The organism is Drouetiella sp. (assembly GCF_059504425.1).
Window position 1 is genome coordinate 21,299 of record NZ_JCACIN010000093.1, and the last position, 25,728, is coordinate 47,026.

Here is a 25,728-nt window from a genome sequence, read left to right on the forward strand (position 1 = left end):
ATCTTTCTGAGAACTCTTCTGTTACACCCAACTCAGATTGCTCTACTCAGCTCCCTCGATCGGGGCAAATCCCTGACGCTGGATGTTCTCCGTAATCGTCCGGGGTTCCAGGAATTGCAGCAGATAGTCAGGGCCACCAGCTTTGGAGCCAACCCCTGAGAGCTTGAAGCCGCCGAAGGGCTGCCGAGAGACGATCGCCCCCGTCGTGCTGCGATTGATGTACAGATTGCCCACCTCAAACTCGTCCTGGGCTTTTTGAATGTGGGAGGGTGTGCGGGAGTAGAGTCCCCCGGTGAGAGCAAAGTTGGTGCCGTTGGCGATCGCCAATGCCTCCTCAAAGCTCTGGGCTTTAATCACCGCTAGCACAGGTCCAAAGATCTCTTCCTGGGCGAGTTTTGCCGTGGGCGCGACATCGGTGAAAATCACGGGGCCAACAAAATAGCCGGAGTCGGGCGAAGGCATTTCCAGCGCCAATGTCGCCTCCTCCTTGCCTTTTTCGATGTAGGCACGGATGCGGCTTTGGGCAGCAGCGTCGATGACGGGACCCACCTGCGTACTGGGGTTTTCGGCTGTGCCAACATTGAGCGATCGCGTTGCTTCCACCAGTCGGGCGACAAAGGTGTCGTAGATTGGCTCTAGTACAATCACCCGCGAACAGGCTGAGCATTTCTGTCCGCTATAGCCAAAGGCGGAATACACCACGCCCTGCACTGCCTGATCGAGGTCGGCACTCTCATCGACGATGATGCCGTTTTTGCCGCCCATCTCAGCAATCACTCGCTTCAGGTGTTTTTGTCCGGGCTGGAGTTCTGCTGCCTCACGGTAGATCTGGCATCCAACCTCCTGCGAACCCGTGAAGGTAATCATGTGGACATCCGCGTGTTTTACCATATGCGAACCCACTGTAGAACCTTTGCCGGGAACGAACTGAAACACGCCTGGGGGAACACCCGCTTCCACCAAAATTTCAGCTAGCTTAGCCGCAATCACTGAAGAAGTTTCGGCAGGTTTGAGCAAGGTGCAGTTCCCTGCAACGAGGGATGCGACGGTCATGCCTGTAGGAATGGCTAAGGGAAAGTTCCAAGGAGAGATGATCAGCGAAATGCCTCTGGGCTGATAGTGGTAGCGATTGGTTTCTCCGGGCACGTCGTAATGTACGCCTTGATCCAGCCGCTCCATTTCGTCAGCATAGTAGCGGCAAAAGTCGATCGCCTCTGAAATTTCGGGGTCAGCTTGTCCGATCGCCTTACCTGTCTCCAGCACCATCCAGGCGCAGAGTTCAGCCCGACGCTGCTCCATTAAATCGCCTGCTTTGCGAATGATTCTTGCCCGCTCTTTTGCCGGGGTGCGCTTCCAGGCTGGGAATGCCGCCTTTGCTGCTTGGATAGCCTGCTCGGCTTGCTCGACGCTCAGCAGACCCACTTGTCCTATGACTTCGCTGGGGTTGGAAGGATTCAGCGAGTTGGTAAGGCTTACCGTGTTTACTGATTCACCGTTGACTAGCGGCAGGTAGGTTTTGCCGAACTGTTGCCGAACTGACTTGAGAGCGGCGAAGATGCGATCGCGTTCCTCAACCATGGAAAAGTCAGTGTCGGCAGCGTTGGGGAAGGGGGAGGAAGTAGAGATCGGGGGAGTAGATTTGTTATGCTCTGTTTCGTCCAGCATTACGGGGGCAGCCAGCAATTCCTCTACGGGTCGCTCTTCTAGGTTCTGACGTAGAAAAGAGCTGTTGGCGGTGTTCTCCAGCAAACGGCGGATCAGATATGCCATGCCAGGAATGAGATCGCCGTAGGGACAGTAGATCCGCACTCGGAAGCCTTGATCTACGAGCGCTTTTGCTAGCTTATCCGCCATGCCGTATAGCACCTGTAGCTCAATCCGGCGACGGGGGATGTTGAGTTCTTTGGCGATGGCGATCGCGTGTGCCTGAGAGCGAACATTGTGGCTACCGATCGCCGCATTTAGGTATTCGTGGTTCTCTAGCAGCATTCGCGTCATCTTCTCGAAGGTGACATCGGTAGAGGGCTTGTGGGAAAACACGGGCTGCTGCCAGTCGTGCTGGGCGGCTTTGATGGTTTCCTGATCCCAGTACGCACCTTTCACCAGGCGAATCGTGATCGGGTTGCCCCGACCCTTTGCCCAATCAATCCAGCTTTGCAAGTCTTGCTCAGCATCGCGCAGATAGGCTTGCAGCGTTACGCCAATATCAGTCCGATCGCTAAACTCTGCTTCCAGCAGGATTTTCTGGAGAATGGCGATCGTCAAATCCTTATAGGCATACTGCTCCATATCAAAGTGGACTGCCGCCCCCAACTCTTTAGCACGGCGGAGCAGGGTGCGAATGCGATCGCTGACTTTGGCTTCGCTGCCTGTCGCATCCAGCGGATCAAACTGCGAGTAGAAAGCGGTGAGCTTGACGGAAACCTGCACCTTCGGCAGGGGCTGTCCGTCCGCCATGTCAATTTGCTCCACCGTAGACCAGCGCTTTGCCGCCTCAGTCAGATGCTCCATCATTTCTAGATAGCGATCGAGGTAGGACTGTGCCTCAATCTCGGTAATCACAGCCTCTCCCAGCAAATCCACCGTAAACGCAGTTTTGTTTTTGCGGAGTTGCTCGATCGTTTTGATCGCCTGCTGAATCGTTTCACCCGAAATATATTTGCGTGCCAAGGTTTCAACGGCACCTGATACGGTGGTTGCTGCCACCTGTCCGGGTAGCGACTCTGGGCTGGCAAAGCTCAACATTCCCTTAAGCTGGCTCGGCAGCTCCACGGACGGATCGCCCAAATACTCCTGCATGTGGCTGGCAATTTCGGCTTTGCTATGCAGGGCGGGCAGACAGTCAATGAAGCGAAAGAGCTGCACCCGCAGACCTGGATTGCTCATAGCAAAGCCCAGCAGTTTATCATCCCAACGCATCTGATCGCGCATTTGGGCAAACAGCGATCGATTTTCTCGCGTCGCAGACAGAAGCGTCCGGGCGATCGCCTGGGTTTGATTCTCGTATCGGTCAGAATATTGAGCTTTAGAAATCTGTGTCACCACGGCTAGGAGTCCCCATCAACTAAAAAAGGTAAGGCAAAAGATAAGGTCAGCGCTGCATCTCAATAGGCTCAGTTGAGGAGCGGCTGTCGCATGATCTATTCTGACCGATCGCGCTCCTTTCGGTAGGAAGTCTCGTCCTAGCGGTCGCCCTAGGTGAGGGGAATTTTTGTGGAGGCGATGTCCTAATTGGCGGTAGTTGGCAGTATCGGACGCGATATCTTGGCTGGAGGGCGGGGCGGCGATCGCATTATCGATTTCCGGGCTGATCAAGATGTCCTTGATTGGAGCAAGCTCTTTGGTCTGTAGCATCTTGTCCAGTCGTGAGCAAGATGCTGTACAATTTGGTGCCTTACCAATGCGTTTGTACTTAATGAACTTGCACTCTTAACAAACTCGCACTCTTAATAAACTCAAAATGGGGCAGGAGAAACCTTTGATGCATCCGGAACCGCAGTCCATACCGCTGCAACCTGTCCTCCGACCTTACCAGGCAAAATTAGTCAAAGACCTCTATACCAAACTGGGAGAGGGCTATCGGCGAATTGCCGTGATTGCTGGGACTGGAGCCGGAAAAACCGTGATCGGCGGCAAGATTTGTGCCGATGCTGCTTCGCGGGGATGTCGGCTGCTCTTTCTGGTGCATCTAGATGTGCTAGTGGGGCAAACCTATGAAAAGATGCAGGCATTTGGCTTGCCCTGCGGCTTCATCAAAGCCGGATGGAAGGAAGATCCGAGTGCGCCTATCCAAATTGCCAGCATTCAAACGATGGCACAGCGATCGTGGTGGAAAGACTGGAAAGCGCAGGTGATTCTCTACGACGAAGGGCATACGACGGTGTTTAGCCAAGTTGGGCAAGCTGTGATGTATGAAACCCATGCCAAGTCGGTACATCTGGCGCTGACGGCAACGCCCTATCGTTTAGGCAGGGCGCAGTTGGGCGATCATATGCAGATTTTGGTATCTTCTCCTGTACCGTCAGAGTTGCAGCGCATGGGCTATTTGGCAACCATGCAGTATTACGGCGTATCTCGCGATTCGCAAATTAATTTATCAGATGTGCGAACGATCGCGGGAGACTTTGATGAACGAGATTTGAAGAATGCCTGCGATCGCCCTGAGCTAATTCAGCGCATTGTCGAGGAATATCAGCGGCTCGCTCCAGGGAAACGGGCGATCGCCTTTTGTGTGGATGTTGAACATGCTCGTCACGTTGCTGAAGCTTTTCAGATGGCGGGCATAGCAGCCGATGTGGTAGATGGTGGCACGCCCATTAAAGAACGCCAGCGGCTTTATCGCGATCTGGGATCAGGAAAGCTGCGGGTGCTGACCTCCTGCAACGTCATCAGCATTGGCTTTGATGAGCCGAGCGTTGAAGTCGGCTTGATGCTGCGACCTACCCAATCGAAAGCGCTCCATCAGCAGCAGATCGGCAGAGTCATGCGCATCTCGCCCACAACAGGCAAAACCCACGGCATCATTCTCGATCAGGCGGGAAACTTACAGCGGTTGGGCTTCCCGGAAGACATTAAAGCCTATCATCTGCCCACAAGTAAGGAGCCAGGAGATCAAACCGTTTCGCCGATGAAGCAGTGCCCTTGCTGCAATCGCCTAGTGTGGGGCTTTGTGTTGCAATGTCCGGGCTGCGGCTACCAGTGGGAAACGGAAGTACAAGTTCATACGGCTGAGCTAGTGGAAGTCTTGAGCGAACATCAGCAAATGCTGCCGATGATTGAGTTTTTTCGGCAGCAGCGTCAAAAAGCCTTCCGTGAATCCGCCGCCCCCAACTGGGCAAAGCATGTGTTTCAAGAAAAGTTCGATCGCCAGCCAGAAACTGCCTGGGGTAAAGGAGCAATCTTTGGCGACGAACCGACTTTGCGCGATAAGCATACCTACCGAAATTATTTAGGGACGATCGCCCAGCGCCAAGGCAAAGATCTGTCCTGGGTGATTGACGAGTTTCAGCAGGAATTTGGTTCAGACGACTGGCAGGAGATTTTTTATGGAAAGTGATTGAGGACTAAATTCTCGATCGCCACAGGTTCAACCGCATCGGCTAACTCAAACCCAAACACCTGAGCATAAAAATAGAGTTCTCCATCCAGCGTTCGCTTAATATTTTCAGACTTGCGGAAGCCGTGCTGCTCACCTTCATACAGCACATAGGCAACGGGCAAACCTTTGATTTTGAGGGCATCTACCATCATCTCAGCCTGATTGGGCGGCACAATCTTATCCTCATCCCCCTGAAAGAAAATCAGCGGACAGGAGAGCTGATCAACCGCATGAATGGGCGATCGCGCCACATAAATTTCCTGCTCTTCGGGATATTTACCAATCAGCCCATCCAGGTAGCGCGACTCAAATTTGTGGGTATCCCGCGCCAGAGCCTCCAGATCGCTGACTCCGTAGAAGCTGGCTCCCGCTTTGAACACATCGCGGAAGGTGAGCGCCGCTAGCGTCGTGTAGCCCCCGGCACTGCCGCCGTCAATGCAAAGGCGATCGCCATCTGCCAGCCCTTTCGCCACCAGATATTTTGCTCCATTGACGCAATCATCGACATCGACAATGCCCCAGTTGCCCTTGAGCCGTTCTCGGTATGCCCGTCCATAGCCCGTACTGCCGCCATAGTTGACATCCAACACGGCAATGCCGCGACTTGTCCAATACTGAATGCCGGGATTGAAGCTGGCAGAAGTCGAAGCTGTGGGGCCACCATGACTTTTCACCAGCAAGGGCGGCTTTTCATCTGCCGGAGCCGCATAGTCTTGATTTTTGGGCGCGTAGTAGAAGCCGAATGCCGTCAAGCCATTCTCGGTGGGAAACTCAAGCACTTCTGGCACCGAAAGGTAGCCCGGATCGACCGTCAGATCGCTAGAGCGGCGCAGGACGGAAACTTCTCCGGTGCGGAGGTCTAGACGGGCGATCGCGCCAGGTGCCGTTGCCGAGCCGCCAGCAAATACTGCATAGCCTTTGCCGACTTTCAGACCGCCCAAGTTTGCAAAAGGAATTTGGATTTCGGTCAATTCCAGGCTGTGCGTATCTAGCCTTGCCAAATGCTGAATTCCCGCCTCAATGTAGGTGCAAATCAAGCTATCTGCTGACTCAAAACCATAGGTTGTCATGCCAAACACCCAGAGCGGCTGTCCAAACTCGGCAGCTTTAGGACAAAGTGCCTCAGAGCTAGCCGAAGGGCTGTTCAGTGATCTAGCTGCTGGGTTCCAGCGATAGAGATTCCACCATCCGGTGCGATCGCTGACAAAATAGAGCCTGCCATCTGGCGACCACTCTGGCTGAAAGATCGACTCTGTTAATCCGCCCGCAATCAATTCCGCCTTGCCTAAGCTGCCATCGGTCTGCACCGTCGCCACCCAGAGTTCAGTGCCATCCCAAGGCATATTGGGGTGATTCCAGCTCAGCCAGCAGAGGTGCGATCCATCTGGACTCAGGCGTGGAGCTGCATAGAAATCGCTGCCAGACAGAAGAACCTGCCCACCGTCCTCTAAAGCGGCACAGTCGATAGCCACGATCGCGTTCACAGCTTCGCCCTCTGCTCTATGATCTTCGCGGACGCAGATGAGGCGATTTCGAGAGCGATCGCTCACCGCATCGGCATAGCGAAATTCGATTTCAGGGGTGAGGGGTTCGGGTGCCGCGCCGGGGCTTTGACGGTAGAGCCGCTGATCGGCAAAATTGGAGAAGTAAACGGTTCCCTCTGAGACAAAGTACGAGCCGCCCCCATACTCATGCACCCGCGTCCGGACGTTGAATGGGGAGGGCGTGATGTCGTGAATTTCGCCTTCGATCATGCCCACGATCGGGCAGCGTCCTCCTTCTGAGGGTCGCCCCTCGCTCCAGTAAATAGCTTCGCCATCTAGCTCAATTTCACCCAGACGGATGCTACTCGCCACAATGAGGTCGGAGGTGATAGGAGATTTCCAGGAGCCGTAAGGAGCAAGACAAGGAGCAGTCATACGGTTAAATGTTGAGGGTAGAATAACGTTGCTAAATTTCGCTAGGGGTGAGGGGCAGCGTTCCACTTGTCTTCAAAGCGGCACAAGTCACACTTTAATCCTAGCGATACCCTTTTTTATACACCTTTCAGCTTGTTGTTGTTCAAGACAGGGTACAGAACTGTAAGCTAGAAATGGGTAATTCTTCAAGCTTGGTCATAAATCCCTGGTCTGAGTCACCCTTGTTTGGTTCATACTGATCAGTCCATACGGTCTAGTTCATACTGATTAGTTCACATTGTCTGAGTCACATTGTCTGAGTCACAAATCGAGTCACAAATTTGGCATGAGTAGCGTCATTACGATTCAAGATGCAGAGTTTGGGGCAGAGGTACTCAAGGCTCCCCAGCCTGTGCTGGTCTATTTTTGGGCTTCCTGGTGTGGGCCGTGCCGATTGATGGCTCCCGTTTTGGAGTGGGCGGCTGCGGAGTATGGCGATCGCCTCAAGATTGTCAAAATGGAGGTTGATCCCAACCCTGAAGCGGTCGCGCAATACCAGGTCGAAGGGGTTCCAGCCCTGCGCCTCTTTAGCGATGGAGAGCTGCTGGAAGCCACCGAGGGAGCCATTAATAAGCAAAAGCTGGAAGGATTTCTCAAGACTCACCTGTCGCCGGGGGGCTAGAGTCAGCGCTCTAGCAAGATACAGCGATTTTCAATGGCATAAACCACCGTTATTTTTAGAAGCCCCGCGGAGCGGGGCTTCTAAAAATAACCCACACTTAACCAAGCGCAAAGCGCTGTAAGTCATGAGCGAGTGGATTGCGGCGATTAAACAGGTCTATGAGCACCAGCTAAAAGCCCACTATCTGGCGCAATACAGAGCTTACTGCCAGGAGCAGGAGGGTGGCGATCGCTACGATTTGGGTAAAAGTAATCGAGTTGCAGACGAAACGATTGCTGCCTTGCCTCCAGCGGTGCAGACCTTGTGGCAGGAAGCGCTGGATCAAGGCGATAGCTACTACGCTAACGTTTACCAAATCTCGGTTGAGCAACAGCTTACCTATGCCGTTCGCATCACAACGGATGGCGACGACGGCTTGCTGCTCATCTTTGATCAGCAGGGACAGCTTCTAGCTTCTGCCCAAACTTACCTTGAAGTTGTGGCGTGGGCAGAAGCACAGACAATACTTGCTGGGGAATCGATCCGGGCTGAAGAGGCGATCGAGCTTTTTGCCAACCCCCTCCCTGGATTTGAGGCAGCAAAATCCCAGACGCTTTGGGGAAAGCCTTTATCAGAGCTTGAGTCTGCGGAGTAGTCCTATCCCAAAAGTATGGAGCGCGCATCTTGATGGGAGGCGATCGCCTCCCTTAATTCCGTCAATTTTCTGGATGCTTGACCTGAAACCAGCAGCTCCCTAGCCAGCGCCAAACCTTTCTCTAAATCTGCACAAACTCCACCCTGCCACAAATAAAAGCCGCCACTCCAAACCACTGACTCCATGAGTGGATTAGAAACTCCCGCCAACACTGATTTCATGTCTTCAATGAGCCGATCGTCAGACACCAACGGCACATCCGTAGCCGCAAATCCGTAGTCGCGGGGCTGAAGCAAAAGCCGGGTAAAGGTTGGATCGGTGTGGGGATCATTCACGCCAATAATGCAGGTGCGATCGCGGGGCAGATCACAACTTCCCTCCAGCCCCTTGACCGTAATGAAACGCTGTACGCCTCGCAGCTCAGCCGCCACACGCCCCATCTCCTCCGTGGGTGGATGCACAAACCCTGAAACTACGATCGCGTCTCCCTCATAAGGGCACCAAAACAGCTCCACTGTCGCAAAGGGCGGACGTTTGCCCAACTGTTCTCGGTAAGTAACAATATCTTCCGCCAAGCCAAAATGATGAGGCAGATAGACAAATCCCAGCAGGGTCTGGGTAAAAATCTGCTGCACCTGCTCTAAATTCAGCTCCGTCCAATCTATTCCCAGCTTTTGCCAGACCTCTATCAAAGGCAATCCTTCTTTGGTGGGCATTCGTCGCCCGCCGTGCAAAACGACTGGGCACCCAGCCGAGGTCAGGATCAGCGCCACTAAGGGGGAGGCTGGCGCAGTGCGCGATCGCCCGTCGTAGGGGCTGCCCATCACCACTGTAGGATAGGCAGCCGTGATGGGCTTCAGCTTTGCACCTAGGGCATCGTAGGCATCCAGCATACCCGCCAGTTCTTCCCCAGTGGGTCGTTTAATCCGATGGGCGATCATAAATGCGCCGATTTGAGCAGGGGTTGCTTCCTTGTTCAGCATCATTTGAGTCGCTAGGTCAGCCTCAGCTCGGCTTAAGTCCTTGCTAGTGTGTGCACCGCTGCCCACCTTACGCAGGAATTCGCGAAATACATTACTCATGAGCCGCAGGAATAGAGGGTGAGTTGAGGAGGAGCGCAACGCTCATCTGCGCCTTAATGAGCTGTTGCACCAGACCTCGAAAATGCTGAATGGGCGGAATGCTCAGCCGATCCTGAGTCGTCACCAATGCCACTTGGCGACTCAAGACAGGCTCTTCAGTCGGGCGTACGACTAGCGCAGCGTCATTGCGAATATCGAGCAGCGCCGATCGCGGTAGCAGAGCCACCAAACCACCCTGGCGTACCATCCCCCGAAACCCGTCTAGCGTATTCAATTCGATCGCAGGCTTTAGGGTTAGCCCATGACGCTGGAATTTTTCATGAACTAAGCGCTGCATGCCGTAGCCATCTTTGAAAACAACCTGAGAATAGTCGGCAATTTTTTCCCAGGGCACCTGCTTAAACTGAGCCAGGGGATGATCAGTCGCCATCAGCAAATGCACAGGCTCTTCATAGAGTAAGTCCACCACCATTTCGGGGCTTGCCGTCATAAATCGGTTGTTCATGACGATCGCCACATCGACCAATCCGTCCTTCAAGACTTTCAGGGCGCGATCGCTGCCCAACGACGTGACCCGTAGCTGAACGTCGGGATAGTCTGCACAAAACTGTTGGAGAACAGGCGGCAGAAAATGAGCCGACACAGAATGAATTGAGGCGACACACAACTCTGGCTGCTTTCCAGCTAACAAATTCGCAAACTCAGCCGTTGCATTTTGCCACTCCTGGCAAATCTTACGAGCGCGAGGTAGAAGGCGCTCTCCAGCGATCGTGAGCTTGGCTTGGGAGTTGCGATGAAAGAGCGGCAAGCCCAGCTCTGCCTCTAAGCCCTGAATTTGGCGGCTGATGGTGGGCTGCGTCACCTTACATTGATGGGTCGCCTGCTGGAAGCTACCAGTTTCAGCAACTGCTAAAAAAGCCTGCAACTGCTCTAGGCGCATAGAAGTTCAGAGGATAGAACTGAGAAGATATGAAAGATTGCAGCAAAAATTGGGTGCAACATTTCATAGGCTCCGTCAGCCCAATTTACGAGAGTTAGACCTGTAACTTGGTATAGCAGGTTACGATCGCCATCCCAAACGCAGATTTTCTGGTACTGCTGAATCTGGGCATGAATTTTTTGAGAGGGGCGTACGCCCCTCTCAAAAAATTCCTACAGAAAACCAGAAAAGCCAATTTGCTAGAGAGGCGTTAAGGTAGCTCTGTTCAGGCTATCGCAAGCGATTTTGCCTGATAAAGTCCATCAAAGCATCATATTTAGGAGAATTTTGTTGCTCCACGTATTCCAAAGAACCCCAGCTCCCCCATTTGCTAGGTTCAGAAATGTCAGAAAAATGCATGAGTAAGCTTCCGCCGGACTCTTTCCAGCCATTTAATAGCCTTGTGTACAGCGATTTCATTTCCGGACGACGATTCAAATCGATAAAAAATTGGGTCAGCTTGGCGTTATTTTCAACCCCTTGAGCGCCTGCAATGTGCTGTCCTGCCTCGTAGGCAACAAATTTTAGCCTTCTGGCTTGGGCAACTTTTGCATGATACACAAAGCCGCCAATGGTATCCTGAACGCTATCCCCCCACTCGCCTTTTTCGTTAAGGCGTTTTAATGCCTGACCAAAGCCGCCGTCAGGTTCTCCCAGCCAAGACTCCACCTGTTGTGCCGTTGCGGGTGAGCCTAAGTTTCCGCTGAAGTAGCCCGTGATTGCATAGGCATTGCCATGCTGATAGCAGGGTGTATTCCCTTCAGCAACCCAGTAGGAGCAGTCCAGAATCGTTGTTTCCAAACCCTGCCAAGCCGTCTGAGTTCCGAAAACTGCGATGAGGCGGTCTTGCCCCGCACTGGAGCCAAACACCTGCTTCCAAATATCTGCCATCTGAGCCGATCGCATCCCATACCACTGGGCAAAAGCATCGCCCTTGTCTTGTCCCCAGCGGGCTTTCCCCTGCTCTAAGGCATAGTGGGCTTGGGGAAAAGTCCAGTTCCAGACCTCATTGGAAAGCTCGACGTAGACTTTGAGCTTTGGATCGAGCTTTGCTTTGACCACAGCCGCGAATTTTCGCATATAGTCATCGGTGGCTTTGTGAGGCATATTAAACCAGGGATCTGCGCCCAGCCGATTGGCAAGCTCCAGCATGATCTCCAGAGGCACCCCTTTCCCGAATGCGTAAGAAGCGTCTTCTACTTTGGGGCGATCGCTCCACTTGCTCTGCTCTGAGGCATTGGTGTTCATCCAATCCATGAAGCGAAGGGCGCTAAATTTCTGCGTTTTTTGAATGAAGGTGGGGTTAAAGATCTCGGTTTTATAGGTGTTTTCATAGGCGATCGGCACCACTCGAATGTTACGGATATAGTTTCCGGTTTTGCGTGGATCGGTTGCCGTAATGATTAAATGAATGCCGTCCCCATCGTTAGCGAGGTTGACATCAATCACATCTCGACCTGGCTTAGAAGCCGCCTCGTTTTTGCGCGCATCAAAGACATATTCGATCGTGCCTTCGCCCTCGTAAAGCACGACATATTGCCCCTGAGGATATTTGCCGCTGCTGCCGAACATGATGGTGCGGACGCGAGTATATTCAGGTGCGTCTTCGGGCTTGGGCAGAGACTTAACCCAGCCCTGCCGATCTAGATCTAGCTTGGCAAACTCTCCAGTATCCCAAGAGTTACTGCATCCCGGCTCCCCGTATCCACATTGAGGAATCCAAGTTCTAGCGCTTTTAAACAGATCCAAAAACGGAACTTCTGTTGACCAATCGGCGATACCGTTGAGATTGGTGCCGAGCGCTAGCCCATTTCCCAATTGATAGCCTGCTTCCGGCTGTGTTCCTGGCTGTACTTCCGGCTGCGCTAGACCTGAGCAGGCGATCGATAAATACAGAGTCAGCCCTAGGGTTGCTAACCAGGTGATCGTCCGAGAGAACAGCTTTCGATCGTGAAGCCCAAAGAATCGCAGAGCCATAATGATTGAGTCCTCCAACTTCCATCCCTATTCTAGGTAGGCTGTATTCTAGGTAGGCTGTGGATAACGCATGGGATAGACACAGCCCATTCACGGATTTAGGCGCAGATTTAGGCGCAGATTAGGCATAGACCTTGCGGTAATATTCCTGGTATTCCTGCGAGAGCAGCGGCTGCCACCAGTCCTGATGCTCTAGATACCATGTAACCGTGCGACGTAGACCTTCCTGCACAGTTACGGAAGGAGTCCAGCCTAGCTCTGTTTTGATTTTGGTGGCATCAATGGCATAGCGGCGATCGTGTCCTGGGCGATCTTTGACAAAGGTAATCAGGTCGCGCGCAGGATGAATGGGCAGAGCAGGAGCCAACTCGTCCATCAAATCGCACAGCATATAGACCAGATCAATATTTTTCACTTCGTTATTGCCGCCAATATTGTAGGTTTCGCCCACTTTGCCCCCGTGGATGACGACATCGATCGCGCTGCAATGATCGCCCACGTAGAGCCAGTCCCGCACGTTTTGCCCGTCGCCATAGACAGGCAGAGGCTTACCCATCAAGATGTTGATACACATCAATGGAATCAGCTTTTCAGGGAAATGATAGGCTCCATAGTTGTTGGAGCAATTGGTCATCAGAGTCGGCAACCCGTAGGTGTGATGGTATGCCCGCACGAGGTGGTCGCTCCCTGCCTTGGATGCCGAGTAGGGGCTGTTAGGCGTGTAGGGCGTTGTTTCAGTAAATGCCGGATCGGTGGGGCTGAGGCTTCCGTAGACTTCATCCGTCGAAACATGGTGAAACCGATAGCGATCGGGCTGCCCAGCCTGATTCCAGTGCTGCCGAAAAGCTTCCAGCAAGGTGAATGTGCCCACCATATTGGTTTGCACGAAGGCTCCAGGTCCCAGAATGGAGCGATCGACGTGAGACTCAGCGGCAAAGTGAACGATCGTATCCACGCTTTCTTCTTGGAGGAGCGCATCAATGAGGGGACGATCGCAAATATCGCCCTGCACAAAGCGCAGATTGGCATGTCCTTCTAGACCCACCAAATTGGCGCGATTTCCGGCATAGGTCAAGGCATCTAAAACAATGACACGATCGCCCGGATACTGATGACACCAGTGATGGACAAAATTAGAGCCAATAAACCCTGCGCCGCCCGTAATGATGACATGACGGGGCGTTCTAGACAAAGGCGGTTGTGATACAGAATCCATCAGACTCTCCTAACGTAGATGAGTGGGCAGTGGTCTAGATAGTTGTTCTTCAAATCTATCTTTCAGAGTGCCCTGCCCAAAACAAATGCTTCAGTGTTGCCGATCATGATCTCTTCATCAGAAGGTGGGAATTCAATAAATTGTTGCTTTGCTGGACTGATTTAACTCGAAGAGAACTTAGCTCGAAGAGAACTTAGCAAGGCTGAATAACTTGATCGGCTTATTCAGCTTGATCTTCAAATCCTAACTCCTGAGCGATCGCAAAAGTGCCCACAACATCATCAACCAATGCCAGATTAACAGATAGCCCATGTTTGCCGCGCTAGGGCGGGTATGAAAGTGCCCTAATTCTTTGAATTGACGCTGCCGTCATAAGATATGGCTATTGCCTTGCTTAGGACTTTTTGGGTGGGGCGCTGCACCCCACCCAAAAAGTCCCCGTCCTAGCCGCCTTGACGGTTGCTACAGGTAAATCCTGGCAGCCCTAATCCATAAGCCCTATTAACTTGGCAATAATTGAGAGTGCATTATTGGAAGATTTTTGTTGTGAGGCGAGCTTCGCTCACCTCACAACAAAAAATCTTTAATTGCCGGGTTAATAGCTGATTTGATATGGAGAATTTTGTAGAAGTCAATCACTATCGCTTTCACTACTGTGTCAGAGGGCGATCAAGCCATCCGCCCATTCTTTTTCTACATGGTTTTCTAGGAGATCTACGTGAATTTGATCAGGCTATGTCTCTCCTCTCTAATCAGTTTTACTGCATAGCCATTGATCTACCGGGGCATGGCAAAACTCAGGTCTTGGGATGCGATCGATATTACACTCTGGTAGATACAGCTGAAGGATTAGTTCAGGCACTAAAGATATTCAGCATTCAGAAATTCTTTCTAGTCGGTTACTCCATGGGCGGGAGAATTGCCCTATACCTGACATTAAACTTTCCAGAACACTTCCATAAAACCCTTCTAGAATCTGCTTCACCGGGACTGAAAACCGAAGCAGAGCAAACTCAACGAACCCAGCGCGATCGTGATTTAGCACAAAGACTAGAAACCGAAGACCTCCCAACCTTTTTAGCGCAATGGTATAGCCAGCCACTATTTGCCTCTCTGCAAAATCATCCCAGCTTTGATCAGATGTTAGACCATCGGCTTCAAAACAACCCCCTGCGCTTAGCCAAATCACTGCGCCACTCAAGCACAGGTCAGCAGCCTTCACTCTGGGAAAAATTGCAGCACAATACTGTTCCCATGCTGCTCTTAGCCGGGGAGCTAGATAAAAAATTTATTACAATCAATATCGAAATGGCTGAGCGATCGCCATTCATTCAATACAAAACGATCGATCGCTGCGGTCACAACATCCACCTCGAAAACACAGCTCTATTTATCCACCACATCAAACACTTCTTCACTGAGTACAGCACTACTTAATTGAGTTAGGACGAGTTATTTTTTGAGAGCTGCGCTCCGCGCAGCTCTCAAAAAATAACCCATTGGATCTAAGCACGTAGCGCTACGACCAACCAGATCTGCCCACCAATGCAGCGCGACCTCTGCCGCTCATCCCACCTCTCATGCGGAGGGGGTGTGGGGGACGTGCCCGTCCCCTGCTGGGGGTTTGGGGGAAACCCCCAAGGCTGTTGGTTCTCTCTCAAGTTGGTTCTCTCTCAAGTTGATTTTCTCTCAAATTGATTTTCTCTCAACATGACACCCCAGCATCTCTAAATCGCACAACTCAAATCCCCCGCCCTTTTACTAAAGCGAAGATTCTCAGAATAATCCACCGGGCAATCAATCACAGCAGGCACATCTTGGCTTAGTGCCTCCTTCAAGATTGGCAAGAAATCTGTGCTAGAAGTCACCCGATAGCCCTTCAATCCCATACTTTCAGCAAGCTTAACAAAGTCAGGGTTAGAGAACTTCACAAAAGACGACTCACCGAACTGATTGAGCTGCTTCCACTCGATCAGCCCATAGCCACCATCATTAAAAATAATTGTCACAAAAGGCGTACCGATTCTCAGCGCCGTTTCCAGTTCCTGAGAATTCATCATAAAACCACCATCTCCTGTCACAGCCACCACCTTCCGCTCAGGAGCCACCAATTTTGCCGCGATCGCCCCCGGTATTGCAATCCCCATAGCCGCAAAGCCATTAGAAATAATGCAGGTGTTAGGGCGATCGCAGTGGTAGTGCCGCGCCATCCACATTTTGTGCGCTCCCACATCCGAGATGACAATATCTTCAGGTCCCATGACTTGCCGCAGATCGTAAATCAACTTTTGCGGCTTGACGGGAAAGCCATCATCATGGGCATGTTCCTCATAATCTGCCTGGATATCTTGCTTAAGCTGTAGCGCATAGGGTTCAGGCTTACCCTGGCGATCGATCCGTTTCAAAATTTCATAGAGCGAATCAGAAATATCGCCCACAACTTCGGCAGTAGGAATATAGCTGCTGTCTACCTCAGCAGGAGTTTGATTGACGTGAATCACAGGAGTTTTGCCGCCGGGATTCCAGCGCTTGGGCGAATACTCGATCAGGTCATAGCCTACGGCGATGACTAAATCGGCGCGATCGAACCCACAGCTGATGTGATCCCGCTGTTGCAGCCCCACTGACCACAGCGCTAGGGGGTGTTTGTAGGGAATTACACCCTTACCCATAAAAGTGTTTGCCACCGGAATGTTGAGTTCAGTGGCAAAGACGGTCAACACCTCGCTAGCATTGCCTCGAATCGCGCCATTGCCCACCAGAATAATGGGATTTTCGGCTTTAGAAATGGCTGCCGCCGCCCGCTCAATGCTGCTGAAAGAAGCGTACACTTTCTCACGCTGATCAAGCTGCAAGGGCGCACCTGTTGCCGTCATCGCAGCAATGTTTTCGGGCAAATCAATATGAACTGCACCGGGCTTTTCGGTTTGGGAAACCTTGAAGGCTTTGCGGACAATTTCTGGCGTGATGCTGGGACGAACGATCTGGGCATTCCATTTGGTGATGGGGGCAAATAGCGCCACCAGATCCAGGTATTGATGGGATTCGATGTGCATGCGATCGGTTCCCACCTGTCCTGTGATGGCAACTAGCGGAGCGCGATCGAGGTTGGCATCGGCAACGCCTGTCATTAGGTTTGTGGCTCCGGGGCCTAGGGTCGAGAGACAGACTCCTGCTTTGCCGGTTAGCCGTCCGTAAACATCTGCCATGAAGGCTGCACCTTGTTCGTGGCGAGTGGTAATGAATCGAATGGAGGAGTCTTTTAAGGCTTCTAAGACATGCAGGTTTTCTTCTCCGGGTAAGCCAAAAATGTATTCAACGCCTTCATTTTCCAGACATTTTACTAATAGCTGAGCAGTGTTTAATTCAGACATTGTGTTCTCCGTAAACTTGTGGAAAAAGTGGAAAAAATAGCTGAGTGGGATTATTTCTGAATAATCCGAGCCTTGGGGGCGACCCCCAAACCCCCGGAATCAGGGGACGGCTGCGTCCCCCGAACCCCCTCCAGAAGGGTTCAATTGTGGGAGGGAGATAGCGCTTCGCATTGCTGGGTCGCACGGAAGTTGCTTTTTACATCTGCTTCTACTTCACCCAAACGGTTTTGATGTTGACAAACTCGTGGATGCCTTGGGCGCTTAGCTCGCGCCCAAAGCCCGATCGCTTGATTCCGCCAAAGGGGAGACGTGGATCGGATTTGACCATGCCGTTGATGAAGACGCATCCAGCTTCGATTTCGTTGATGAGGCGATCGCGCTCTGCTGTTACTTGCGTCCAAGCGCTGGAACCTAGCCCAAAGGGGGTGCTGTTGGCAAGTTGGATGGCGGCATCTAAGTCGGGGACGCGGTAAAGCAGCGCTACGGGGCCGAAAAACTCTTCTTGGTGGGTTGAGGCTTCGGGCGGAATATCGGTCAAGATCGTGGGCGGGTAGTAGTTGCCTGGGGTGTTGGGAAGTGGCTCACCGCCTGTCAGCAGTTTGCCACCTTGCTGAAGGCAGGACTGTACTTGAGCATCTAGCTCTTTGAGAATCGTGGCGGTTGCCAAGGGGCCAATTTGGGTTTCGGGCTGCATGGGATCACCGATTTTCAGTGCGCCAAATTTTGATATCAGTGCTTGGGTGAAGGTGTCGGCGATCGATTCCTGCACAATGAACCGTTTGGCAGCAATACAGGTTTGTCCACTGTTCAACATTCGAGCCGCGACAGCCGTTGAGATGGCGGTGTCTAAATCGGCGCTCTCCATCACAATAAAGGGATCGCTGCCGCCTAGTTCCAAAACCACTTTTTTCAGATGCTTTCCGGCAGCGCTGGCAAGGCTGGCGCCTGCGCCTTCGCTCCCGGTTAGCGTTGCCGCCTTGACGCGATCGTCGGCAATAATTTGCGCTACTTTATCAGAACCGACTAGCAGCGACTGAAATGCCCCCTCTGGAAATCCGGCTCGGCGCAGGATAGATTCGATCGCCAAGGCGCACTGCGGCACGTTGGAGGCGTGCTTGAGAATGCCGACATTGCCTGCCATCAGCGCTGGAGCTGCAAACCGAAACACCTGCCAAAAGGGAAAATTCCAGGGCATAACGGCAAGAATGATGCCCAGTGGCTGATAGCGAACGAAGCTGTGGCTGGCATCGGAGGTCAATTCGACATCTTTGAGAAACTCTGCCCCATGCTCGGCATAATAGCGACAGACGGTAGCGCATTTTTCAGCTTCGCCAACGCCAGCTTGCAGGAGTTTTCCCATCTCTAGCGTCATGATTTTACCGAAGCTTTCTTTTTCGTCCTCTAGGATTTTGGCGGCGGTCAGCAGCCACTCGGCACGCTGGGCAAGGCTCGTATGCCGATATTTCTCAAAAGTACGCTGAGCTAGATCAAGCTTTTGGGCGATCGCTGTATCGGGCAGCGGCTCAAACGCCTGAACCTTTTCCCCGGTTGCGGGGTTAATTGTTGCAATGGCCATAATTAAAACAATGAGTGTGGAGCGATCGAATACAGTCTAGAAAACCTTCTGGAAAAACCGATTGACGCAGCGCTGATTTTTCAAGATTGTTGTATATCGTTACTCCTTTAACATTCCCATTCTAATCATTGAGAATGGGGGCAATTGACAATTTAGTTACAGAGGCTAACAAATCGCATAACTTGTTAAGAATCAGTCGATCGCAAATTAGAGTTTTGTGGCGCGCGGCGCGCGCCACAAAACTCCAAAAGCTGGATTTCAAAGGCGCAGTGCGCCTTTGAAATCCAGCTTTTGGAAAAATCAGGGGGACTTTACGATCTGCTAAGAATTGATAGGTTAATCGTTCCAACAGGCGCGATCAGCTCAATGTGAAAAACTTCGTCGAAATGGGCAATATAGAGGCAACTAATCCCCCTTGGCACCTATGACTTCTTCTGTGGTATCTCCAGTTGTTTCGTATTGGCAGTATCTTCAGCGTCTTTGCCCTGCATTAGATCTTCAAACGCTTTCAGGCTTGTCTGACGATTTAGAAGGCATGGCTTGGGAACAGCCTGAGTCAGCGCTAGATTTGAACAATTTCGCGGTGATGGCGTTGATTGAGGCAGACCAGTGTAACGACATGATGCTGCGATCGATGAATTTAGAAATTGCCCTGGAAGCACTGGAGCAGGGCATAGAGCAACAGCCCAGTCATCCACTTTGTGCAGCGCATCTGGCGATCGCTCGTCATTTGACGGGTGAAAATGCTGCCGCTGCTCAAATCAGCTTTGCCAATCTGCTGCAAGGGCTTCAGCCTGTCTTCCAGCCTTCTGAGGCTTTCCCTTTAGGGCTGGTTTATCTACCTGGCGATCGCCCCACCGATCATTTGCCACTGATCCTCCAAGCTAAGGATGGCATGACTCAGGCTTTGCTTTTGCTGACTGAGGCGCTGTGGCGATCGCAGCAGGTCTTCTACAGCGCCAGTGGATTAAGATTTTTGCAGCTTGCTGTCACCCTCATCCCTCAATCCGCCTCTCTGCGTCTCAAGCTGGGCTTGGCAAAGCTCATGAACCAGCTCTGGGAAGGTCTGGTGGATTTGCAGCAGGCCCACCAAATTGCGCCAGCCGATCCCGCTATCCTCCAAGCGCTTTACTTGACCTACCGAGAGTTGAATCAGGATGTTGCAGATTCCTGGCTGCGCACAGCCCAAGGCACTGCTCAGCAAGCCCCAGATGCCTCTGAATGGCAATGGACAACCCTAGGAACAGGTAGCCCGTTTACCTATGTGCCAACTCCAGACGGTATTCTACTAGCGGTTGATCCGAGCTTCCACAGCATTGTCACCAGCGTTTTATTGGCGGAGGGCGATTGGTTTGAAACTGAAATGGAATTCTGGCGCGCCCAAATTCAGCCCGGTATGACGGTAATTGATGTAGGCGCGAATGTAGGGGTTTACACCTTCAGTGCAGCTCAGCAGGTGGGCACATCGGGTCGGGTGCTGACGATCGAACCATTCTCTAGCTGCGTTCGCTGCCTGCGAGAAACTTGTCGCCTGCATCAGCTGCATTGGGTTACGGTCTGCGCGGGAGCCGCTAGCGATCGCTCTGGCACCGCTCGTCTCTCGCTCCATAGCTCTAGCGAACTCAATGAAGTGGTTCGAGATGCTGATAGCAGTTCGTTTGGCGGAGCATCGGGCAGTTTTGAAGATATTGATTGCTTCACCCTAGACGATCTGATCGAGCAAGAAAATCTCCAGCAGGTCGATTGGCTGAAGATCGATGCTGAAGGTCACGAGATGCAGGTCTTGGCAGGCAGCGATCGCCTGCTGACCCATTTCGCACCTGCTATCCTCTATGAAAACATTGCTGGGGCAAGCGGCAGCAACACTCCCGTCGCTGAACTTCTGCAAGCTAAGGGCTACAGCCTCTTTCGCTATCAGCCCTACCTGCAAACCCTAATTCCAATCCAGACGACCGAACAGCTCCAGGGCAACCTGAACATCATTGCGCTTCCAGATGGTCATCCGCTGATAGCGGAGTAATGCTGCCAACTTTTCATTTATCCCCCTATCTCTACGCCTTCATGTCTATTTTTTTACACAGCCTCAAAAAGCGCGGTCATCTCGATCGCATTCATCTGACAGTTTGTAATGTTGGCTCCCGCAAAATCAACGATAAGGATGATTATGGCAGTCTAGATTGGAGCATATTTGCTCCCAACTTGACCATCTACGGGTTTGATGCCGATGCCGATGCTTGTGAAGCCGCAAACGATCGCTCAACAGCGCAGCAGGTGCCCTGGACAGAACACCATATTCCGCTTGCCCTCAGCAATGCGATCGGTGAGGCAACGCTGTATGTAACTCAAAATCCGATGTGTAGCTCTTTGTATCCGCCCAACGAGGAATACTTAGAGCGCTTTACCGGACTGATAAAACTGGTCGCAACCGATTTCACGATCGAGGTCGAAACCACTACGCTGGACGCATTTTGTCGGCAGGAAGGCATTGAGGCGATCGACTTTCTGCAAATTGATGTGCAAGGTGCCGATCTTAACGTCTTGCAGGGAGCCAATCAAATTTTGCAAACGGTGCTGGCAACACAGGTGGAAGTCGAATTTTCTCATCTGTACAAAGGTCAGCCGCTATTTGCCGATGTGGATGCCTTCATGCGGACAAATGATTTCACGTTGTTTGATTTGAGTCATACCGCCTGCGGACGGGCGCGATCGCTCTTGCAGACCAGCCGCCATCCTGGACAGCTCTTGTGGGGCGATGCCTACTACTTCTGCGATCTCATTGGCTCTGACCTGAGTAGCGAGGCTAAAATGCGCCGAAAAACCCCGGAGCAAATTCTAAAGCTAGCTTGCCTTGCTGATGTGCTGGAGTTTTCTGACTATGCCCTAGAGCTGCTGGAATACCTCATCCTCAACTACGGTAGCGATCCGGCTTACAACGTTGCCGATGCGATCGTTGAGAGCTTGCAGCTCTACCCTGATGTGGCAAACCGCTGGGATGCTTTCCCCTTCTTCCAGACCCTCCGGAAATATGCAAGCCCAGACATACTGGATACTTTAGCCCAATGCTCTGAAGCTCTGCCCTAAAACTCGCTGCTCATGGGTAGTGGTATTTAGGTAAGGATTTTTTGTTGCGTGGGCTTTGCCCACGCAACAAAAAATCCTTACCTCTTAAGGACTACCAATGGAAAAACATGAAATGCCCCCGTCACCAGAGCCTATTTATTTTGAGCATTATGTGATAGAACGCACAACGCCGCCATCTACACGTAATGCCGCACCGTTTGTGGCAGAGGATAGCGGGCTAGCAACAAAGGCAACCAGGGCAGCAACCTCTTCGGATGTGGCAAATCGCTGAATCAGGGAAGAGGGACGCATTTTAGCGAAGAATTCTTTTTCAACCTGCTCCGATGAGATGTTCTGATCGGTTGCTAAACCTTGAATAAAGTCTTCTACACCTTCCGATCGCGTTGGCCCTGGCAAGACCGAGTTGACTGTAACGTTCGTACCTACTGTCGTCTCTGCTAACCCTCGCGCTAGAGACAGTTGAGCAGTTTTTGTGACTCCATAATGGATCATTTCAGCTGGGATATTGATACCCGATTCACTAGAGATAAAAATGATCCGTCCCCAGTTTTTCTGCAACATTTTCGGCAGATAGTAACGAGATAGACGAACGCCGCTGATGACATTGACTTCCAAGAATTTCATCCATTCGTCATCAGAAATTTCAGCAAAGGCTTGGGCACCATAGATGCCCAAATTGTTCACCAAAATGTCTACTTCTGGAATCTGCTGAAATAGAGCATTTGCGCCATTGACGGTGCCTAAATCGGCAGCGATGCCTTGCAGCTTGGCATCGGTCGTTTTCTGCTTGATTTGATCGATCGCTGCATCCACCCGGTCTTGTGTCCGTCCGTTAATTATCACCATTGCCCCTTCCTGAGCCAGGGTGGTGGCGATCGCCAGCCCAATCCCAGCCGTGGAACCGCTGACCAGCGCAACTTTATCTGTGAGTTGAAGATCCATGGTTGTATTCCTATTGGCGTAGAGATAATGAGCCTCATGCTACTCTCTGGTAGATCCCCTTGTGATCTGATGTAATCCTTGCATTATCCGGTGACTTGAGCAAGTCAGTCATCTCAATGCGATCGCCCCACATCAGCCCTATGTCTCATTTTTTTCGATCAAGAACAGGCGAGAAACTTCACTCTGACGCCATGCCACCGCAGGTGAGGCTGCATTTTTTTTTGAATTGAAGTAGCCTGATGCATGAGGCTTCAGGTCAGATGTGGTAATCCTCATGCCCCCTTCTACAAGCTTGTGTCCCGTACTATTTGTCCCGTACTAAGAGAATAAATATGCTAACGAAACAGCTAGGTAACTCTGATCTCCACCTTACACCCGTTGGTTTTGGAGCTTGGGCGATCGGGGGTAACGGCTGGGCATTTGGCTGGGGGCATCAGGAAGATCAGGAGTCTATTGAGGCAATTCATCGGGCGTTAGATCTGGGTGTCAATTGGATTGATACTGCGGCAATTTATGGTTTGGGTCACTCCGAAGAAGTCGTGGCTCAAGCTTTGAAGGGGCGATCGACCCAGCCTTATGTTTTCACAAAATGCTCCATGATCTGGAATGAGAAAAGCGAGATTGGGCGAAGCCTCAAGGCTGATTCTCTGCAGCGAGAGGTAGAAGCCAGCCTACGTCGCCTGAATGTGGAAACAATTGACCTCTACCAGATTCACTGGCCGAATCCAGACCCAGAGATAGAAGAAGGCTGGACAAAGCTGGCACAGCTTCAAAAAGAGGGCAAGGTTCGCTATATTGGGGTGTCCAATTTTAACGTAGAGCAGATGCGCCGCGCTCAGCAAATCGCCCCCATTACTTCGTTACAGCCGCCCTACTCGTTAGTGAATCGGAACGTTGAGAGCGAAATTTTGCCCTTCTGTCAGCAGCAGCATATTGGTGTAATCAATTACTCCCCTATGCAGTCGGGCTTGCTGACGGGTGCAATGACGGCTGAGCGAGTTGTCAAACTGCCAGACGACGATTGGCGGCGCAATAGCACTGAGTTTCAAGAGCCTCGGCTATCGCGTAATCTCAAGCTGGTTGAGCTGTTGCGGCAGATTGGGCAACGGCACGATTGCTCTCCTGGCGAGGTGGCGATCGCCTGGACGCTCCGGCATCCGGCAATTACAGCGGCGATCGTTGGAGGACGCAACGGTAAGCAGGTTGAGGGCATCATTGGGGCGATGGAATTTCGTTTGAGCGAGCTTGAATTAAACGAGATTAAGACATTTCTGCATGAGAACCCTTAGAATCAAGACTTGATCAAGACGTTGAGGATAGCCGTGAAGACTGTAAGCCAAGCTAATTCGAGCCAAGCTGATTTGAGCCAAGCTGATTTGAGCCAAGCTGATTTGAGTCGTGCTGAAGCTTTAAAGCAAGAGTTGACTGATTTTGTCCTAGAGGCGGAAGGCGAGCTTGCAGTCGCCCTAGAATCCTACAGCGCGACTCAGATGGCTCGAATTGCTCACCAGGATATGCAGCGGCGAACTCTATTGATCGATCGCTTTATCACAGAGGGAACAGTTGGGGATACAAACCCGATCGATCTATTTTTGGCAGAGCATCCAGAATTGAGCGGGAGCGATCGCCGTTTAGTATCCAGCTGGAAACGCAGCTTTGTGGGTTTATTTGCTGTTCAAGAGATGGCGGAGAATACGCTTGAGTTATTTAACTGGACGACAGCTAAGACCTACCAAGTTAACCTGAGCGAATCAGCTGAGAAAAACCGTTTGGGGAAAGGAGAAGTCCTGCTGGCTCAGATCGCTCCTGTCACTGAGTCGGAATGGATGTTTTCAAGCCCCTGGACATCTTTTGGGAAGCTAGGTAAACCTAAATTAGCGGTGGCGATCGGCAACTTCAAGCAAAACTATAAGACGCATCTCTACAGCGATGCTCCTGAGCTGCTTGAAGAAGCCTGGAAATCAGTGGAACAACATCACCAAAACTTTGTTGACTTCTTTGGCAGTGAAGAGGTGACAATGCCGGGATACCAGCTCAACAAAAAGTTGGCAGAATTTCAGGAGATCATTACGCAAAAAAATCTGGAAGCGGCGGGCGTTGATCCCTCGCTTTCTCTAGAAGAACTGGCAGAGCGATCGGGCGTTTCTAAGGAAGAAATGGCTGAAGCTGCAAAAGAGCTAGGAGCTGACGAAGAGTCGGTTTCTCAAATTCTGGAGGGCACAGGCAAGTCTAAAATGGTGGCTCCTGCGATCGAGCTACCCGCGCCGCTCAAGAAAGCAGAGCAAGTGACGATCTTGACCCATCCGCGCTGGGGACAAATGTTTTTGCCAACCTACACCCAATTCCAAACGCTGTTGACAACGCCCCCCGTTAGCAAAGCGGAGCAGGCAGCGGCTAAAGAGGCTGTTCAAAAGCACCTGAAAGATCCAGACTTCAATAGCTTTGTCTGGCATTCCTTAGCTGAGAAATATCCCGTGCAAATGCAGACTCTATTGCAGGAGGCATTACAGCGTCCAGACTTCCAGATTAGCCAGCTCAATGCACTGCTAGAAGAGTTTGGGAAAGAGTCTGAAGCGGCTCTTCCAGAGATCGCAAGTGTGCCCCTCCACTTACACAACTTATTTCAAGAAGCTCTGCAAGAAGTCAACAAAGATAAGTCTAAAACTAAGACCAAAAAGAAATTAGGGACGGGATTTCAACGTTAGTCTTGCTGAATAGGCTAGAAATATAGCTGTCGCCAGTTTGCTTAGGATATTTAGGGTAGAGCGCAAAGCGCTCTACCCTAAATATCCTCGTCATAACCACCTTGGCGGTTGCTATACTTGGCTCAAAAGTGCTTTGAGATATCATAGAAGTATGCTCACAAACCAACACGAAGCAAAAATCTCTGAGATTAGATATGGCAACAACAAAGATTAGAAAAACTCCTGGAATTTGTAACGGAGCTGCTTGCATAGGTCGGACTCAGGTTCCAGTTTGGACTTTAATCCATTTTCGATCGCTGGGAGGATCAGATGCGGAACTCCTGAGTGACTATCCCATGATTACCAAAGACGACTTGAAAGCAGCTCGAAATTACTACGCTCAGAATACAGAAGAAATCGACGAAGCGATCGCCGCAAATACCTCGGAATCTTAATCTATAGGTGACCAGCTTTGTAAGATTGCAGACTTTGATTGCAGACTTTG

Annotated in this window: 19 protein-coding genes; 9 read left to right on the forward strand and 10 right to left on the reverse strand. The window is 51.5% G+C overall.

Annotated elements, in window-relative coordinates:
- Positions 1-42 precede the first annotated feature (42 nt).
- Entirely contained in the window at positions 43-3,045 is a 3,003-nt protein-coding gene (gene pruA / locus AC5JMP_RS21825) for an L-glutamate gamma-semialdehyde dehydrogenase (RefSeq protein ID WP_495853602.1), read from the reverse strand.
- A 15-nt stretch (positions 3,046-3,060) separates the two neighbouring features.
- On the reverse strand, positions 3,061-3,354 hold the full coding sequence (locus AC5JMP_RS21830) for a hypothetical protein (RefSeq protein WP_495853603.1): 294 nt from the start codon (positions 3,352-3,354) through the stop codon (positions 3,061-3,063).
- A gap of 127 nt (positions 3,355-3,481) precedes the next feature.
- Between AC5JMP_RS21830 and AC5JMP_RS21835 the strand changes: the two genes are divergently transcribed.
- The gene (locus tag AC5JMP_RS21835; protein ID WP_495853604.1) at positions 3,482-5,056 is read left to right on the forward strand and encodes a DEAD/DEAH box helicase; all 1,575 of its coding nucleotides are present in this window, start codon (positions 3,482-3,484) and stop codon (positions 5,054-5,056) included.
- On the opposite strand, the gene AC5JMP_RS21840 is transcribed toward AC5JMP_RS21835, so the two are convergent.
- Entirely contained in the window at positions 5,044-7,017 is a 1,974-nt protein-coding gene (locus AC5JMP_RS21840; RefSeq protein ID WP_495853605.1) for a S9 family peptidase, read from the reverse strand. The genes AC5JMP_RS21835 and AC5JMP_RS21840 overlap by 13 nt on opposite strands.
- A gap of 325 nt (positions 7,018-7,342) precedes the next feature.
- On the opposite strand from AC5JMP_RS21840, the gene AC5JMP_RS21845 reads away from it, so the two are divergent.
- Together AC5JMP_RS21845 and AC5JMP_RS21850 are read left to right on the forward strand one after the other, a co-directional pair.
- Positions 7,343-7,678 (forward strand): thioredoxin family protein, encoded by a 336-nt coding sequence (locus tag AC5JMP_RS21845; protein ID WP_495853606.1) that lies wholly within the window; start codon positions 7,343-7,345, stop codon positions 7,676-7,678.
- 124 nt (positions 7,679-7,802) lie between these two features.
- Complete coding sequence (locus AC5JMP_RS21850) at positions 7,803-8,312, forward strand: hypothetical protein (protein ID WP_495853607.1); 510 nt, start codon at positions 7,803-7,805, stop codon at positions 8,310-8,312.
- A 2-nt stretch (positions 8,313-8,314) separates the two neighbouring features.
- Here the strand turns inward: AC5JMP_RS21850 and AC5JMP_RS21855 are convergent, their stop codons facing one another.
- The 4 genes from AC5JMP_RS21855 to rfbB all read right to left on the reverse strand — a co-directional run bounded on the left by AC5JMP_RS21855 (position 8,315) and on the right by rfbB (position 13,566).
- Positions 8,315-9,394 carry an anthranilate phosphoribosyltransferase family protein gene (locus AC5JMP_RS21855; protein ID WP_495853608.1) on the reverse strand — a complete coding sequence of 360 codons (1,080 nt, stop codon included), beginning with the start codon at positions 9,392-9,394 and terminating at the stop codon, positions 8,315-8,317.
- Positions 9,387-10,334 carry a LysR family transcriptional regulator gene (locus AC5JMP_RS21860; RefSeq protein WP_495853609.1) on the reverse strand — a complete coding sequence of 316 codons (948 nt, stop codon included), beginning with the start codon at positions 10,332-10,334 and terminating at the stop codon, positions 9,387-9,389. The genes AC5JMP_RS21855 and AC5JMP_RS21860 overlap by 8 nt, the downstream gene beginning before the upstream one ends.
- A gap of 270 nt (positions 10,335-10,604) precedes the next feature.
- Complete coding sequence (locus tag AC5JMP_RS21865; RefSeq protein ID WP_495853610.1) at positions 10,605-12,350, reverse strand: cellulose-binding protein; 1,746 nt, start codon at positions 12,348-12,350, stop codon at positions 10,605-10,607.
- 121 nt (positions 12,351-12,471) lie between these two features.
- The gene (rfbB, locus tag AC5JMP_RS21870) at positions 12,472-13,566 is read right to left on the reverse strand and encodes a dTDP-glucose 4,6-dehydratase (RefSeq protein ID WP_495853611.1); all 1,095 of its coding nucleotides are present in this window, start codon (positions 13,564-13,566) and stop codon (positions 12,472-12,474) included.
- Positions 13,567-14,178: 612 nt separating this feature from the next.
- Here rfbB and menH point away from each other — a divergent pair.
- The gene (gene menH, locus AC5JMP_RS21875) at positions 14,179-15,003 is read left to right on the forward strand and encodes a 2-succinyl-6-hydroxy-2,4-cyclohexadiene-1-carboxylate synthase (protein WP_495853612.1); all 825 of its coding nucleotides are present in this window, start codon (positions 14,179-14,181) and stop codon (positions 15,001-15,003) included.
- Between the two features lie 290 nt (positions 15,004-15,293).
- On the opposite strand, the gene AC5JMP_RS21880 is transcribed toward menH, so the two are convergent.
- The gene (locus AC5JMP_RS21880; protein WP_495853613.1) at positions 15,294-16,940 is read right to left on the reverse strand and encodes an acetolactate synthase large subunit; all 1,647 of its coding nucleotides are present in this window, start codon (positions 16,938-16,940) and stop codon (positions 15,294-15,296) included.
- Positions 16,941-17,148: 208 nt separating this feature from the next.
- The gene (locus AC5JMP_RS21885) at positions 17,149-18,516 is read right to left on the reverse strand and encodes an NAD-dependent succinate-semialdehyde dehydrogenase (RefSeq protein ID WP_495853614.1); all 1,368 of its coding nucleotides are present in this window, start codon (positions 18,514-18,516) and stop codon (positions 17,149-17,151) included.
- 424 nt (positions 18,517-18,940) lie between these two features.
- Here AC5JMP_RS21885 and AC5JMP_RS21890 point away from each other — a divergent pair, with 424 nt between their 5' ends.
- Positions 18,941-20,536 carry an FkbM family methyltransferase gene (locus tag AC5JMP_RS21890; RefSeq protein WP_495853615.1) on the forward strand — a complete coding sequence of 532 codons (1,596 nt, stop codon included), beginning with the start codon at positions 18,941-18,943 and terminating at the stop codon, positions 20,534-20,536.
- A 41-nt stretch (positions 20,537-20,577) separates the two neighbouring features.
- Entirely contained in the window at positions 20,578-21,597 is a 1,020-nt protein-coding gene (locus tag AC5JMP_RS21895; RefSeq protein WP_495853616.1) for an FkbM family methyltransferase, read from the forward strand.
- Positions 21,598-21,744: 147 nt separating this feature from the next.
- On the opposite strand, the gene AC5JMP_RS21900 is transcribed toward AC5JMP_RS21895, so the two are convergent.
- Complete coding sequence (locus AC5JMP_RS21900) at positions 21,745-22,539, reverse strand: SDR family NAD(P)-dependent oxidoreductase (protein ID WP_495853617.1); 795 nt, start codon at positions 22,537-22,539, stop codon at positions 21,745-21,747.
- 332 nt (positions 22,540-22,871) lie between these two features.
- Here AC5JMP_RS21900 and AC5JMP_RS21905 point away from each other — a divergent pair, with 332 nt between their 5' ends.
- From AC5JMP_RS21905 to AC5JMP_RS21915, 3 genes are all read left to right on the forward strand, one after another.
- Entirely contained in the window at positions 22,872-23,828 is a 957-nt protein-coding gene (locus AC5JMP_RS21905) for an aldo/keto reductase (RefSeq protein WP_495853618.1), read from the forward strand.
- 33 nt (positions 23,829-23,861) lie between these two features.
- Positions 23,862-25,244, forward strand: coding sequence for a pentapeptide repeat-containing protein (locus AC5JMP_RS21910; RefSeq protein ID WP_495853619.1), 1,383 nt, complete (start codon positions 23,862-23,864; stop codon positions 25,242-25,244).
- 194 nt (positions 25,245-25,438) lie between these two features.
- The gene (locus AC5JMP_RS21915; protein WP_495853620.1) at positions 25,439-25,678 is read left to right on the forward strand and encodes a DUF433 domain-containing protein; all 240 of its coding nucleotides are present in this window, start codon (positions 25,439-25,441) and stop codon (positions 25,676-25,678) included.
- The last annotated feature ends 50 nt before the right edge of the window (positions 25,679-25,728 follow it).

Bases quoted from the DNA above. Each gene is read 5' to 3' on its own strand.
- AC5JMP_RS21850 (WP_495853607.1), top strand. From the start codon at position 7,803: ATGAGCGAGTGGATTGCGGCGATTAAACAGGTCTATGAGCACCAGCTA.
- rfbB (WP_495853611.1), bottom strand. From the start codon at position 13,566: ATGGATTCTGTATCACAACCGCCTTTGTCTAGAACGCCCCGTCATGTC.
- AC5JMP_RS21865 (WP_495853610.1), bottom strand. From the start codon at position 12,350: ATGGCTCTGCGATTCTTTGGGCTTCACGATCGAAAGCTGTTCTCTCGG.
- AC5JMP_RS21895 (WP_495853616.1), top strand. From the start codon at position 20,578: ATGTCTATTTTTTTACACAGCCTCAAAAAGCGCGGTCATCTCGATCGC.
- AC5JMP_RS21885 (WP_495853614.1), bottom strand. From the start codon at position 18,516: ATGGCCATTGCAACAATTAACCCCGCAACCGGGGAAAAGGTTCAGGCG.
- menH (WP_495853612.1), top strand. From the start codon at position 14,179: ATGGAGAATTTTGTAGAAGTCAATCACTATCGCTTTCACTACTGTGTC.
- AC5JMP_RS21880 (WP_495853613.1), bottom strand. From the start codon at position 16,940: ATGTCTGAATTAAACACTGCTCAGCTATTAGTAAAATGTCTGGAAAAT.
- AC5JMP_RS21900 (WP_495853617.1), bottom strand. From the start codon at position 22,539: ATGGATCTTCAACTCACAGATAAAGTTGCGCTGGTCAGCGGTTCCACG.
- AC5JMP_RS21830 (WP_495853603.1), bottom strand. From the start codon at position 3,354: ATGCTACAGACCAAAGAGCTTGCTCCAATCAAGGACATCTTGATCAGC.
- AC5JMP_RS21845 (WP_495853606.1), top strand. From the start codon at position 7,343: ATGAGTAGCGTCATTACGATTCAAGATGCAGAGTTTGGGGCAGAGGTA.
- AC5JMP_RS21890 (WP_495853615.1), top strand. From the start codon at position 18,941: ATGACTTCTTCTGTGGTATCTCCAGTTGTTTCGTATTGGCAGTATCTT.
- AC5JMP_RS21855 (WP_495853608.1), bottom strand. From the start codon at position 9,394: ATGAGTAATGTATTTCGCGAATTCCTGCGTAAGGTGGGCAGCGGTGCA.
- AC5JMP_RS21840 (WP_495853605.1), bottom strand. From the start codon at position 7,017: ATGACTGCTCCTTGTCTTGCTCCTTACGGCTCCTGGAAATCTCCTATC.
- AC5JMP_RS21915 (WP_495853620.1), top strand. From the start codon at position 25,439: ATGGCAACAACAAAGATTAGAAAAACTCCTGGAATTTGTAACGGAGCT.
- AC5JMP_RS21835 (WP_495853604.1), top strand. From the start codon at position 3,482: ATGCATCCGGAACCGCAGTCCATACCGCTGCAACCTGTCCTCCGACCT.
- AC5JMP_RS21905 (WP_495853618.1), top strand. From the start codon at position 22,872: ATGCTAACGAAACAGCTAGGTAACTCTGATCTCCACCTTACACCCGTT.
- AC5JMP_RS21860 (WP_495853609.1), bottom strand. From the start codon at position 10,334: ATGCGCCTAGAGCAGTTGCAGGCTTTTTTAGCAGTTGCTGAAACTGGT.